Annotated in this window: 15 protein-coding genes; 7 read left to right on the top strand and 8 right to left on the bottom strand. The window is 72.9% G+C overall.

The window, feature by feature from the left end:
* Positions 1-141: 141 nt before the first annotated feature.
* The 5 genes from PV341_RS38860 (at position 142) to PV341_RS38840 (ending at position 3,349) form a co-directional block, all read left to right on the top strand.
* Entirely contained in the window at positions 142-849 is a 708-nt protein-coding gene (locus PV341_RS38860) for a TetR/AcrR family transcriptional regulator (protein ID WP_500326877.1), read from the top strand.
* Positions 850-949: 100 nt separating this feature from the next.
* Positions 950-1,354, top strand: coding sequence for a hypothetical protein (locus PV341_RS38855; protein ID WP_500326879.1), 405 nt, complete (start codon positions 950-952; stop codon positions 1,352-1,354).
* A 127-nt stretch (positions 1,355-1,481) separates the two neighbouring features.
* On the top strand, positions 1,482-2,171 hold the full coding sequence (locus tag PV341_RS38850) for a hemerythrin domain-containing protein (protein WP_500326880.1): 690 nt from the start codon (positions 1,482-1,484) through the stop codon (positions 2,169-2,171).
* Complete coding sequence (locus PV341_RS38845) at positions 2,171-2,803, top strand: TetR/AcrR family transcriptional regulator (protein WP_500360266.1); 633 nt, start codon at positions 2,171-2,173, stop codon at positions 2,801-2,803. Before PV341_RS38850 ends, PV341_RS38845 begins: the two co-directional genes overlap by 1 nt.
* A gap of 33 nt (positions 2,804-2,836) precedes the next feature.
* A complete protein-coding gene (locus tag PV341_RS38840) occupies positions 2,837-3,349 on the top strand; it encodes an SRPBCC family protein (protein WP_500326882.1) in 513 nt (170 codons plus the stop codon).
* A 24-nt stretch (positions 3,350-3,373) separates the two neighbouring features.
* Here PV341_RS38840 and PV341_RS38835 read toward each other — a convergent pair whose 3' ends face one another.
* From PV341_RS38835 to PV341_RS38810, 6 genes are all read right to left on the bottom strand, one after another.
* Positions 3,374-3,535, bottom strand: a complete 162-nt coding sequence (locus tag PV341_RS38835) for a hypothetical protein (RefSeq protein ID WP_499510335.1) — start codon at positions 3,533-3,535, stop codon at positions 3,374-3,376.
* A 71-nt stretch (positions 3,536-3,606) separates the two neighbouring features.
* Positions 3,607-4,677: a hypothetical protein gene (locus PV341_RS38830; RefSeq protein WP_500360265.1), complete on the bottom strand. Its 1,071-nt coding sequence runs from the start codon at positions 4,675-4,677 to the stop codon at positions 3,607-3,609.
* Between the two features lie 31 nt (positions 4,678-4,708).
* Positions 4,709-5,662 carry a cytochrome c oxidase assembly protein gene (locus PV341_RS38825; RefSeq protein WP_500326885.1) on the bottom strand — a complete coding sequence of 318 codons (954 nt, stop codon included), beginning with the start codon at positions 5,660-5,662 and terminating at the stop codon, positions 4,709-4,711.
* A 139-nt stretch (positions 5,663-5,801) separates the two neighbouring features.
* On the bottom strand, positions 5,802-6,827 hold the full coding sequence (locus PV341_RS38820; RefSeq protein ID WP_499510332.1) for a 6-phosphofructokinase: 1,026 nt from the start codon (positions 6,825-6,827) through the stop codon (positions 5,802-5,804).
* 187 nt (positions 6,828-7,014) lie between these two features.
* Complete coding sequence (locus tag PV341_RS38815; protein ID WP_500326886.1) at positions 7,015-7,743, bottom strand: type 1 glutamine amidotransferase; 729 nt, start codon at positions 7,741-7,743, stop codon at positions 7,015-7,017.
* Positions 7,744-7,774: 31 nt separating this feature from the next.
* Entirely contained in the window at positions 7,775-9,013 is a 1,239-nt protein-coding gene (locus tag PV341_RS38810; protein ID WP_500326888.1) for a MurT ligase domain-containing protein, read from the bottom strand.
* A gap of 163 nt (positions 9,014-9,176) precedes the next feature.
* Between PV341_RS38810 and def the strand changes: the two genes are divergently transcribed.
* Positions 9,177-9,734, top strand: coding sequence for a peptide deformylase (gene def / locus PV341_RS38805; RefSeq protein WP_500326890.1), 558 nt, complete (start codon positions 9,177-9,179; stop codon positions 9,732-9,734).
* Here def and PV341_RS38800 read toward each other — a convergent pair.
* Positions 9,731-10,381 carry a TetR/AcrR family transcriptional regulator gene (locus PV341_RS38800; RefSeq protein ID WP_500326892.1) on the bottom strand — a complete coding sequence of 217 codons (651 nt, stop codon included), beginning with the start codon at positions 10,379-10,381 and terminating at the stop codon, positions 9,731-9,733. The two genes, def and PV341_RS38800, sit on opposite strands and share 4 nt — an antisense overlap.
* A 127-nt stretch (positions 10,382-10,508) precedes the next feature.
* Here PV341_RS38800 and PV341_RS38795 point away from each other — a divergent pair, with 127 nt between their 5' ends.
* Positions 10,509-11,732 (top strand): acyl-CoA dehydrogenase family protein, encoded by a 1,224-nt coding sequence (locus PV341_RS38795; protein WP_500326894.1) that lies wholly within the window; start codon positions 10,509-10,511, stop codon positions 11,730-11,732.
* 12 nt (positions 11,733-11,744) lie between these two features.
* Here the strand turns inward: PV341_RS38795 and PV341_RS38790 are convergent, their stop codons facing one another.
* A complete protein-coding gene (locus PV341_RS38790; protein ID WP_500360267.1) occupies positions 11,745-12,083 on the bottom strand; it encodes a GMC oxidoreductase in 339 nt (112 codons plus the stop codon).
* Between the last annotated feature and the right edge of the window lie 74 nt (positions 12,084-12,157).

Below are 12,157 nucleotides of genomic sequence, written 5' to 3'. Positions count from 1 at the left end.
GACGGGGACCGATGTCACGTGCTGCGCACCTCCGCGGGATAGGACGAACGGCGTTCGTCTTGAACGAACAGTGTTCTAGAAGACGAACAGTGTTCGTGTCAAGTACGCTGTTCGTGTTCCGCTCCCGGAGGTGCGCAGCACGTGACATCGGTCCCCGTCCCGCCCTGGCGCGCCGAGCGCAAGAAGGCCCCCCGCCGCAGCCTCAGCCGCGAGGCGATCGTCAGCGCGGCCCTGCACGTCGTCGACGCCGAAGGCCTCGACGCGCTGAGCATGCGCCGGGTCGCCCAGGAACTGGACACCGGCGCCGCCTCGCTCTACGCGCACGTCGCCAACAAGGAGGAGTTGCTGGAGCTGCTCCTCGACCGCATCCAGGCCGACGTGACCCGCCCCGAGCCCGACCCGCAGCGGTGGCAGGAGCAGATCAAGGAGATGGCCCGGCAGGGCCGCCGCGTCCTCGTCGCCCACCGCGACCTTTCGCGAGCCGCCATCGGCCAGGGCATCCCCTTCGGCCCCAACGCCCTCCTCAACGCCGAGGCCATGCTCGCGATCTTCAAGGCCGGCGGCCTGTCCGACCGGGTCTGCGCCTACGGCGTGGACGCCCTCGCGCTCTTCGTCACCGCCACCGCGGTCGAGGAGAGCCTGCGCAACAGCCAGGGCTTCGGCGGGACGGGCGTCCCCCTCGACGAGCACATCGCCCGCATCCGCGAGTACTTCGGCTCGCTGCCCCCCGCGCGCTTCCCGCACATCACGGGCATGGTCGACGCCCTCATGCGCGACGAGGGCGACGAACGCTTCGAGTTCGGCCTCGACCTGCTCGTCTCCGGCCTCGCCCGCCACGCCCCGGCCTGACGCCGGGCCTCTGCGGCTGCCGCGTAGGGGGGCACGTACTCGGCCGGAGCTGAGTACGTGCGCTCTGGCCGGTGCCCGGGCGGGGCGGGACGCTCGGTTCATGCGCCCATCAACAGCGAATCCCGCTTCCCGGTTGTTGCCGATCCTCCTGCCGGCCGTCGTCGCGTCGGCCGACTGGGCTGCCTGGCTGGGCTGGGACAGCCACCGTGATGTGCAGCCCGACGGCACCGTGACCGGTCCCTACGAAGCCTGGCAGGTCACAGGGCTGGTTGTGACGCTCGTGGCGGTCGTGTGCTGGGCCGCGTCCCGCGGCTTCGTCATGGCCGCCGTGCTCGGCACCACGCTCGGCCTGACCGCCGCCGCCTTCGTCGACTGGTCGGACGACTCAAGCGGCCTCTTCGTGGTCGGCGTCGGGATGGTCCTGACCGGGAGCCTCGTCGTGACGGCCGTCATCGCCAAGGTGGTCGCCTCCGTGACAGGGGACGGACGAAGGACGAGGGCCTGACGGCCTGCACCCACGCCAGGGCGTGGGGGGTGGTGGTGCCCACGGGACCAGAATTCACCGGAACGACGTTGTAATGAAAACATCCGGGGCCCTAGTCTCCGAGCAGGACGGCGACGGGGAGGTCGGCATGGGGACGGGTTCCGCACCCGCGGACACACGGATGATGGGGATCGTGCACGGCGCGCTCCGCCGTGACCTGGAGCGCACGCGGACGGTGTTGTCCACCGAGCCGCATCCGCAGCCGGGGCAGGGGAGCGCGGTCGGCCGGCACGTCGTGTGGCTGATGGAGTTCCTCCACGCGCACCACATCGGCGAGGACGAGGGACTGTGGCCGCTGGTGCGCGAGCGCGACCCGGCCACCGGGCCGCTGCTGGACTCGCTGGACGCCGACCACCGCCGGATCACCCCGGCGGCCGTGACCGTGACGGACGCCGCCCGGCGGTACGCGGAGACGGCCTCCGACCAGGCGCGCGTCAGACTGCTGGCGGCGCTCGACGCGTTGACGGCCGTCCTCGTACCGCACCTGGAACGCGAGGTCGAGCAGGCCATGCCCGTCGTGTCGGCCACCCTCACGCAGGACGAGTGGCGTGACTGGGACCAGCGGTACAACGTGAAGTCCAAGTCGTTCAGGCAGCTCGGCATGGAGGGGCACTGGCTGCTCGACGGCATCGACCCCGAGGGGCACCGGATCGTGGTCGCTCTGGTGCCCCCCGTTCCGCGCTTCATCCTGCTGCACGGCTTCGCCCGCGCCTACCGGCGGCGCCTGGCGCAATGGTGGCGGCCGCAGGACCCCGAGCGGGGCGGGGCGGTCCGCTGATGGCGGAGCAGGAGGAGCCCTGGGCGCGGCGCGCGTACCGGTCACCGCGACGCGAGCAGCAGGCGGGGGAGACCCGGGCCGTCGTGCTGGCCGCGGCCGTCCGGCTGTTCGGCGAGCGGGGGTGGGCGGCGACCGGGATGCGTGACGTCGCCCGCGAGGCCGGGGTGTCGGTCGAGACGGTGTACGCGGGCTTCCGGTCCAAGGGCGAGCTGCTGATGGCCGCGCTCGACGTCGCCGTCGTCGGCGACGCGGAGCCCGAAGCGCTCGCCGAACGCCCGGAGTTCGCCGGACTCGCGTCGGGGACCCGGCAGGAGCGCATCGCCGCCGCTGCGCGGCTGGTCACCGCCATCCACCGGCGCACCGCCGGTGTGCACCTCGCGCTGCGCGAGGCGGCCGCCTCCAACGGCGACCTGGCGGGGAAGCTGCGGGACAACCAGCGGCGCCGGCGCGTCAGCGTCGAGCAGGGCCTGACCGGCGTCACGGGGCGTGCGGTGACCCGGGAGGAGCTCGACGGGGTGTGGGCCGTCCTCGGCGTCGAGGTCTACCACCTGCTGACCGGGATCTCCGGCTGGACACCGCAGCAGTACGAACAGTGGGTGGCCGGTGTCATCGACCGGCTGCTCGACGCGTGAGACCCGAGCACACGACCTGGAGGGGGAGGAACAGTGAGGGGTAACGACAGGGAGCGGGGCGTCGCCCGGACGTGCCGCACCGAGGTGGTCGTCGACGCGCCGGCCGAGGCCGTGTGGCGCGTCGTCGCGGACGTGACCCGGACCAGCGAGTGGAGCCACGAGTGCCACCGGGTCACCTGGCTGCGCGGGGCGAGCACGGCGGCACCCGGCGCCCGCTTCCGCGGCCGCAACCGATCGGGCCGGCTGAGGTGGAGCCGGGTCTGCGAGATCGTGGCGTTCGAGGCCCCGCACCGGATCACGTGGCGCACCGTCGCCACCCCGCTCTTCCCCGACAGCACCGACTGGACCATCGCGGTGGAGCCGGCGGGCACGGGGACACGGGTGGTGCAGACCTACCGGATGCGGAACACGCCCGCCTGGTTCCGGTGGCTCGTGGGCCGGCTGGTCCCGGCGCACCTCGACCGCAGCGGTGACCTCACCGGCGACCTGCGCCGCATCGGGACGATCGCCGCCCGCGACGCGCGGACCGCCGCGGCACGGCGCTGAGGACGGGCCGGCGGCCGGGAAGCCTCAGCGGGGCGTGCGGATCGCGAACACCCCGATCGTGGCCAGGGTGAGGACGACCCAGGCGAACCACACCCATCCGTTGGGGCCGAGCGCCACCGTGTACGCGGTCACGGCGACCAGACACGCCACCGTGCACGTGATCATCGCCTTGGCAGGTGTGGGCATCCCTGGCCTCCTCCCCGGGGGCCGCGCGGCGGCGGCCCGGACTCCATGGTCCCGCCGCCGCCCGCCGTGCGCTACCAGTCGCCGTCGGTGACCTGACCCTCGTCCCCCAACTGCTGCACCTGACCCGGGTGCGGCGCCACCCACGGCGACTCGTCCTCGCCGAGCCAGTCGCCGACCGGCTTCACCTGGGTGAGCGTGCCGGGCGCCGCCAGGTCGTCGGCGTCGGCGTCGTAGTAGTCGAACCAGGGCAGTCCGGCGGCGGTGTACGCGGCGCGGTCGACCGGGGAGGGGGGAGCCGGTTCGCCGGTGATGCGGCGCCATTCCGGCACCGTCGTCAGGTGGACGTAGACCCGGCCCGAGGGCTTGCCGCGCCAGTCGGAGGGCTTGCGGCCGTCACGGTAGACCTCCTGCCGCATGCGGCCGCCGGCGCCCAGCCCCATGGAGACCGGGGACCGTCCCGCGCCCCCCGCCCGGCGCGCGGCGCCCCCCGGACGCGGGACGCTCCCCGGGGCCGGCGGAGGGGCGGCCGCCGGGGCGGCCATCGGCATCGCCCCCGGGGCGCCGCCGTAGCCGCCGAAGGCCGCGCGACGCGTGCTCTCCCGGCGCCGCTGCTCCGCCACCCACGCCGCCAACTGCTCCTCGCCGAGTTCGGTCACCTGCAACTGCACCCCGCCCCAGACCTCCTCGCCGGTGACCTGGCCCTCGACGGTCGCGCCCAGACCCAGGGGCACGGCCACGAACTGCCTGATCGTCCCGGAGCCCGAGTTGATGCCGTCCAGCCACGGCTGGCGCGGCAGCACCACGTAGTTCTGCGGGTCCTGCGACAGCCGGTCGCTCCACGGCCGCCCCGACACCGCGCACACCTTGCCGACGCCCACCTGGAGCGCGGCCGGCGCGGAGGCCGAGAAGCTGAGCCACATGGCCTCGCGCTGGTAGACGGGCAGCATGACCCCGCCCCGTGCGAGCCATTCCCGGGGGGCGGTGTCGGGGTGGTCCGAGACCCGGCGCAGCGGGAAGGTGCCGATCCCGGGTGGGAGCGGATGCGTCCCCGTCTCCGGCAGCCGCAGGGTGCGCATGAAGCGCACCGTGACACCGCCCGGCAATTGCAGCGCGTCGCCCGATATCCGTACCTGGTCGCCCATCGCGGGCCTCCCTTCGCGGCGGGCGGCCCCGTCAGCCGCGACCCCGTGCCTCCAAGGATGCCAAGTACGCGTTGTAGGCTGCCAGTTCCGCGTCGCCGTCGCGGTCCGCGGCGCGGTCCTTGCGACGCGCCTGGCGCTGGTCGGAGGTGTACCACTGGATCAGCAGCGCCACGAGGACGATCACCGACGGGATCTCGCTGAACGCCCACGCGATGCCGCCGGCCGCGGTCTGGTCGTCCAGCGCGTCGATCCCCAGCGAGGCGGACGGGTGCTTGAAGGCGCCGATCATCGGCTCGCTCGCCATCATCAAGGCGATGCCGAAGAAGGCGTGGAACGGCATCCCGGCGAACAGTTCGAGGATGCGCATCACATGGCTCGGCCGGTTCGGCCCCGGGTCCACGCCCATGATCGGCCAGAAGAACACCAGGCCCACGGCGAGGAAGTGGACCATCATCGCGATGTGCCCGGTCCGGCTGCCCATCAGGGTGTCGAACAGCGGCGTGAAGTAGAGCCCGTACAGGCTGGCGATGAACAGCGGGATGGTGAACGCCGGATGCGTGATCACCCGCAGGTAGCGGCTGTGCAGCAGCGCCACCAGCAGCTCCCGCGGGCCCTTGCGGCCCCGTCCCGCCGTCGGCAGCGCCCGCAGCGTCAGGGTCACCGGGGCGCCCAGCAGCAGGAGGATGGGGGAGACCATGCTGACGACCATGTGCTGCACCATGTGGACGCTGAACATGACCATGCCGTAGTCGTTCAGCGCGGTGCACATCACCAGGGCGATGGACAGCACGCCGGCGACGAAGGCGACGATCCGTCCGGCCGGCCAGCGGTCGCCGCGCCGCAGCAGTCGTACGACGCCCCAGCCGTAGAGCGCGAGCGCGAGCAGACAGCCGGCCAGGAAGACCGGATCCCCGCTGAACTCGAGCCCCCGGCCGAGGGTGAACGGCGGGAGCTCCGCCGTCATCCCGTGTCCGCCGTGGTCCATCCGTCACTCTCCTGTCGTGCCTGCCGCACGCACCGCGCCGTCGGCAATGTGCCGGTTGGGGCGGGTGCGCCCGCACCAGACTAGAACCGCCCCCGGTCGCGCTCGCGACCGGGGGCGGTTCCAGGAGTGTGTCAGCGCGTCACAGCACGCACTCGGCCTCGACGTAGCGCTCGGCGGGGACGGTCTTGAGGTGCTCGACGGCGGTGGCGAGGGGCACCAGCGTGATGTCGGTGCCGCGCAGCGCCGTCATCATGCCGAAGTCGCCGTTGTGCGCGGCCTCGACCGCGTGCCAGCCGAAGCGGGTGGCCAGCACCCGGTCGTAGGCGGTGGGGGTTCCGCCGCGCTGCACGTGGCCGAGGATGACCGGGCGGGCCTCCTTGCCCAGCCGTTCCTCCAGCTCGATCGAGAGCCGGGTGGCGATGCCGGTGAAGCGCTCGTGGCCGTAGACGTCCTTGACGCCCGACTCGAACTCCATCGTGCCCTCGCGCGGCTTCGCGCCCTCGGAGACCACGACGATCGCGAACTTCTTGCCCGCGGAGAAGCGCTCGCCGACCCGCTGGGTCAGCTCCGCGACGTCGAAGGGGCGCTCCGGCACGACGATCGCGTGCGCGCCGGCCGCCATGCCGGAGTGCAGGGCGATCCAGCCGGTGTGGCGGCCCATGACCTCGACGATGAGCACGCGCTGGTGCGATTCGGCGGTGGTCTTCAGGCGGTCCAGCGCCTCGGTGGCCACCGTCACGGCGGTGTCGAAGCCGAAGGTGACGTCGGTGGAGGCGATGTCGTTGTCGATCGTCTTGGGCACGCCCACGATCGGCAGGCCGTTGTCGGACAGCAGCCGGGCGGCCTTGAGGGTGCCCTCTCCGCCGATCGGGATGATCGCGTCGAGACCCAGGTCGGCGACGTGGCCCTTGGCCCGCTCGACGCCGTCCCGCAGGTGCTCGGGGCGGACCCGGGAGGAGCCGAGGATGGTGCCGCCACGGGCCAGGATGCCGCCGACCGCGTCGAGGTCGAGCTTGCGGTAGTCGCACTCGAGGAGGCCCTTCCACCCGTCGTGGAAACCTATGACCTCGTCCCCGTGGTCGACGACCGCGCGGTGCACGACCGACCGGATGACGGCGTTGAGGCCGGGGCAGTCGCCGCCGCTCGTCAGCACACCAATACGCATTTGCTCGTTACTCCTGAAAGATCGATCCGGGCGCCGGACGCCGTCGTCCGGATGGACCCGCGGCGACGCGCACCGCTGCTCACTACGTTATCGAGCCGGGCGCGGGCGGCGGAAACGCCGCCCGCACTGCGGACACAACCCGGCCCTGGCCCCGTTTCCCCCGGTCGGACCCGCGACGTTGCGGACCTCAGGCGGGCTGGGACGCCGCCGCGATGCGCTCGGCGCGCAGCGCCTCGTACCACTGGTCGTCGACCGGCGGCAGCGCCCTGACGTCCATCGCCAGCTTGATCAGCATGTCCGCGATCTGCGGGTTCCGGGCCATGACGGGGCCGTGCATGTAGGTGCCGAAGACGGTCTCGTTGTACGCGCCCTCGGTGCCGTCGCCGGTGCCGTTGCCGTTGCCGAAGCGGGTCCGTGCCAGGGGGCGGGCGTTCTTGCCGACGTGCGTGACGCCCTGGTGGTTCTCGAAGCCGGTCAGCGGGGGCAGACCGAGGACGGGGTCGATGTCGGCCAGCACGTCGCCGACGCAGCGCTCGCCCTCGCCGCGGACGCTCACGACGTCCAGCAGGCCCAGGCCCGGTTCGGGACGGCCGAGGTCGTTGACGAACTCGTGGCCGATGATCTGGTAGCCGGCGCACACCGAGAAGACGATGGCGCCGTTGTCGACCGCGCGGTTCAGCCCGCCGTCGCGGCGCAGCCGCTCGGCGGCCAGCCGCTGCGGGCGGTCCTCGCCGCCGCCGATGAGGTAGATGTCACCGGAGGTCGGGATCGGCTGGTCGGACCGTACGTCGATCCGGGTGACCGGCACCCGCCGCTGGCGGGCCCGGCGCTCGGTGACCAGGACGTTGCCCTGGTCGCCGTAGGTGCTCAGCAGGTCGGGGTAGACCCACACCAGACGCAGGCTGGAGTCGCTCACAGCGTGTTCTCCTGTCGAAACGGGTCTTCGGTCAGTTGCCGACGCGGCGGCGCAGGTCCTGGAAGGCGGTGTAGTTGGCGATGGCCTCGATCCGGCCGGCCGGCGAGGTGCGCACCGCCTCGTCGAAGTCCCGGCACACCTCGAACTGCAGCCCCGCCACCTCGAGCCGGACCGCGAGGTCCAGCTTGCGGTCGCCGATGACCCGGATCGGGTGACCGGCCAGGCGGGTGTAGTCCACGTCCCACAGCCAGGAGGTGTCCGTGCCGTCGGCCCCGCGGGCGTTCACCGAGAGGATCACGGGGGTGGGCGGGCCGTCGATCAGCGAGAAGGTCTCCAGCCAGCCGGCCGGGTTCTTCGCCAGCAGCAGCCGTACGTCGCGGTCCTGGAAGGACACCACGTCGTAGCGGCCGGCGACGGCCTGCACCTTGTACATCCGCTCCAGGGCGACCTTGGGGTCGACCCCGAACGCGGCCGCCGCGGCGGCCGACACGGCGGCGTTGGACTTGTTGGCGCGGCCGGGCAGCTGGAGCTGGATCGGCCACGCGGACCCGTACGGGTCGATCACGTGGTCGCCGGACAGCGCCCAGGTCGGCGTCGGGCGGCGGAAACCGCACTCGCCGCAGAACCAGTCCTCGGCCGGCCGCTGCAGGACACCGCCGCAGGAGGGGCAGGACCAGGCGTCGTCCTTCCACTCCTGGCCCGCCGCGACCCACACGACGGTCGGGCACGAGGAGGCGGCCCAGGTGATCAGCGGGTCGTCGGCGTTGGCGATGATGATGGCGTCCGAGCCGGCCAGGCCCTCGCGCCACTTCTCGGCGAGCATGCGGGTCTCGGCGGCGCGGTCCAGCTGGTCCCGGGAGAGGTTGAGCAGGGCGATGGCCTTGGGCTTGACGTCACGGGCGACGCCGGCCAGGTACTTCTCGTCGACCTCGATCACGCCGTAGCGGGCCTCGGAGCCGCCGGCGAGCGCCGAGGTGATGCCGGCGGGCATGTTGGCGCCCAGGGCGTTGGAGACGACCTCGCCGTTGGCGCGCAGCGCCTCGGCGAGCAGCCTCGTCGTGGTGGTCTTGCCGTTGGTGGCCGAAACGAGCACGACGTCGAGATGGGTCGCCAGCCGGGCCAGCAGATCAGGGTCGAGTTTCAGGGCGACCCGGCCGCCGATCACCGATCCGCTGCCGCGCCCCGCCGCCCGCGACACTGCCGCCGCGGCCTTGCCCGCCGTCACGGCCAGCTTCGCCCGCGGCGACAGTGGCTCCGCATTGCCTGCCATCGTCTCCACATCCTCCTCGCGTCCGGCCCCGCTCACCTCCCCGGCCGTCGGGCCGGAGTGCGTGCCCCGGGCCGTTGCACCGGCCGGAAGGCATCGGTCGCCGATCAGCCTATCCACTTCCCCCACCGGCGCTGAAACGAGCCGCCCCCGTACGCTGGCCCGCATGCCACACGCCCCCATCCCCGGCAGCTCCGGGACCGTCCGCCCGATGCGGCTGCTGGGTGACCCCGGGCTCCGGGAGCCCTGCCGCGACGTGACCGTCTTCGACGCCGAACTCGCCCGTCTCGTCGAGGACTTGTTCGCCACGATGTACGCGCACGACGGGGTGGGGCTGGCCGCGAACCAGATCGGCGTGCCGCTGCGGGTGTTCGTCTTCGACTGCCCGGACGACGAGGACGTCCGGCACCTCGGCTACGTGGTCAACCCCCGCGTCGTGCACAACGAAGGGGTCGTGGTGACCGGCGAGGAGGGCTGCCTGTCGCTGCCGGGCGTCCACGCGGGCACCGCGCGGCACGACGAGACCGTCGTCGAGGGCGTCGGCACCGACGGCGCCCCGCTGCGCGTGGAGGGCACCGGCTTCTTCGCCCGCTGCCTCCAGCACGAGTGCGACCACCTCGGCGGCGGCCTGTTCGTCGACCGGCTCACCGGCCTGCGCCGCCGCCGCGCCCTGCGCGCCGTCCGCCGGGCCCCCTGGGGGCCGCCCGGTGACGACACGACCTAGAGGCGCGGCGCGCCCGGGCGGTCGCCCACGGCGGCGAGGCGGCCCCAGAGCAGGTCCGCGAGGTGGCGGACGAGGACGTCACGGGCGACGGGGCGCTCGCCCAGCCACCAGTCCCCGGCCGCGTGCATCATGCCGACGATGCCGTGGCCCCAGACCCGGGCCGCCACCTGGCCCTCCGGGCCGAGGTCGAGGCGCTCGGCGATGACGTCGGCCAGTTCCTCGCCCATGCGGCGCAGCACGGGGGCGGAGTGGCGGCCGATGTCGAAACCGCGGTCGGAGTCCGCGGTGCTCTCGGCGGGGTGCATCAGGAAGCGGTAGACCTGCGGCCGGGCCTCGATGGCCGACAGATAGGCGTCGAGGGTGGCCTCCACGCGGTCGCGGCGCTCGTTGGGGGCGTCGAGGGCGGCGCGCAGGTTGGCGAGCAGGGCGTCGGTGTGCCGCTTGGCCAGGGCTCGGTAAAGCCCGCTCTTGTCGCCGAAGTGACGGTACAGAATGGGCTTGGTGATGCCCGCCTCGGCGGCGATGGCGTTCATGGACGCCTCGGGGCCGTCACGCAGCACGACGCGGTCCGCGGCCTCGAGCAGCTCCCTGCGCCGCTCCTCCGCCGCGGACGGCGTCCGCCGCTCCTGCCGCTGGCTGGTGTCCACCCGAGCCTCCCCGCCCGTTCGAATTTCCTCGCGCCTGCGCAACGTAACACCCCTCGTCCGGTTGACATCCCTTACCAGCCGGTAACACACTGGCGTTACCGCAAGTAACAAGCACGTGGAGGGGACGATGGGCGACTTCTCGCTCGAGCTCAACGACGACCAGAAATCGGTGCGCGACTGGATCCACGGCTTCGCGGCCGACGTCATGCGCCCGGCTGCGGCGGAGTGGGACGAGCGCGAGGAGACCCCCTGGCCGGTGATCCAGGAGGCCGCGAAGATCGGACTCTACTCGCTCGACTTCTACGCCCAGCAGTACTTCGACCCGACCGGCCTCGGCATCCCGATCGCCATGGAGGAGCTCTTCTGGGGCGACGCGGGCATCGGCCTGTCCATCGTCGGCACCGGCCTGGCCGCCGTGGGCGTCCTGGCCAACGGCACCGAGGAACAGATCGGCACCTGGATCCCCCAGATGTACGGCGACGTCAACGACGTGAAGGTCGCCGCCTTCTGCTCCTCCGAGCCCGACGCGGGCTCCGACGTCGGCTCGATGCGCACCACCGCCGTGTACGACGAGGCCAAGGACGAGTGGGTGCTGGCCGGCACCAAGACCTGGGCGACCAACGGCGGCATAGCCAATGTCCACGTCGTCGTCGCCGTCGTCGACCCGGAGCTCGGCTCCAAGGGCCACGCCTCCTTCATCGTGCCGCCGGGCACCCCCGGACTCTCCCAGGGGCAGAAGTTCAAGAAGCACGGCATCCGCGCCTCGCACACCGCCGAGGTCGTGCTGGACGACGTCCGCATCCCGGGGAGTTGCCTGCTCGGAGGCAAGGAGAAGCTCGACGAGCGCCTCGCCAGGGCCCGCGAACGGGCCAAGGGCGGCGAGCGGGTGAAGAACGCCGCCATGGCGACGTTCGAGGCCTCCCGCCCGGCCGTCGGCGCGATGGCGGTGGGCACCGCCCGCGCCGCGTACGAGGTAGCCCTCGACTACGCCACGACCCGCACCCAGTTCGGCCGCCCCATCATCGACAACCAGGGCGTCGCCTTCCAGTTGGCCGACATGCGCACCCAGATCGACGCGGCCCGCCTGCTGGTCTGGCGCGCCTCCTGGATGGCGATCTCGGGCAAGCCCTTCACCTCGGCCGAGGGCTCGATGTCCAAGCTGTACGCGAGCGAGACGGCGAAGAAGGTCACCGCCCAGGCCATCCAGATCCTCGGCGGCAACGGTTTCACCCGCGAGTACCCGGTGGAGCGCATGCACCGCGACGCCGCCATCTACACGATCTTCGAGGGCACGAGCGAGATCCAGCGCCTCGTCATCGCCCGCACCCTGTCGGGCATGCCGATCCGCTGACGCCCGGCGCGCTCACGCCGCCGTCCCGGTCGGCCCGGCCGCCTGCTCGGCGGTCGCGAGGACGGCGGCGTCGGCCTTCACCACGGGCGGGGAGGGCCTCACGGACGCGTCGACGACGCGGAGCCGGTCGACACCGTGCCGCCGCAGGAACCGCCGCGACTCGTCGGCCCCGTGGACGGGCCGCCGGCGAGTCGGCGGAGCCGCGGCGCCGACCGCACGGGCGATGCGCGGCCCGGTCGGCATCCGGTCCACGTATCGCTCGCCCGCCGGCAGCGCCGGGTCGATCACCGGCGACACCGAGGGGTCGGGCGACTCCAGCCGCACCGAGCCGCGGCTGTACGGGGTGAGCAGGCCGAACCCGATGGCGCGGCCGCTGGGCGGGCCCCACCCGAAACCCGCCGGGAGGCGTCAGCGGCGGCGGGAGG

Source organism: Streptomyces sp. PA03-1a (assembly GCF_033792805.1).
Lineage (GTDB): Bacteria > Actinomycetota > Actinomycetes > Streptomycetales > Streptomycetaceae > Actinacidiphila.
This window is presented reverse-complemented; position numbering and strand designations above follow the sequence as displayed.

Bases quoted from the DNA above. Each gene is read 5' to 3' on its own strand.
- PV341_RS38835 (WP_499510335.1), bottom strand. From the start codon at position 3,535: ATGCCCACACCTGCCAAGGCGATGATCACGTGCACGGTGGCGTGTCTG.
- def (WP_500326890.1), top strand. From the start codon at position 9,177: ATGCCACACGCCCCCATCCCCGGCAGCTCCGGGACCGTCCGCCCGATG.
- PV341_RS38850 (WP_500326880.1), top strand. From the start codon at position 1,482: ATGGGGACGGGTTCCGCACCCGCGGACACACGGATGATGGGGATCGTG.
- PV341_RS38820 (WP_499510332.1), bottom strand. From the start codon at position 6,827: ATGCGTATTGGTGTGCTGACGAGCGGCGGCGACTGCCCCGGCCTCAAC.
- PV341_RS38825 (WP_500326885.1), bottom strand. From the start codon at position 5,662: ATGGACCACGGCGGACACGGGATGACGGCGGAGCTCCCGCCGTTCACC.
- PV341_RS38830 (WP_500360265.1), bottom strand. From the start codon at position 4,677: ATGGGCGACCAGGTACGGATATCGGGCGACGCGCTGCAATTGCCGGGC.
- PV341_RS38855 (WP_500326879.1), top strand. From the start codon at position 950: ATGCGCCCATCAACAGCGAATCCCGCTTCCCGGTTGTTGCCGATCCTC.
- PV341_RS38845 (WP_500360266.1), top strand. From the start codon at position 2,171: ATGGCGGAGCAGGAGGAGCCCTGGGCGCGGCGCGCGTACCGGTCACCG.
- PV341_RS38795 (WP_500326894.1), top strand. From the start codon at position 10,509: ATGGGCGACTTCTCGCTCGAGCTCAACGACGACCAGAAATCGGTGCGC.
- PV341_RS38810 (WP_500326888.1), bottom strand. From the start codon at position 9,013: ATGGCAGGCAATGCGGAGCCACTGTCGCCGCGGGCGAAGCTGGCCGTG.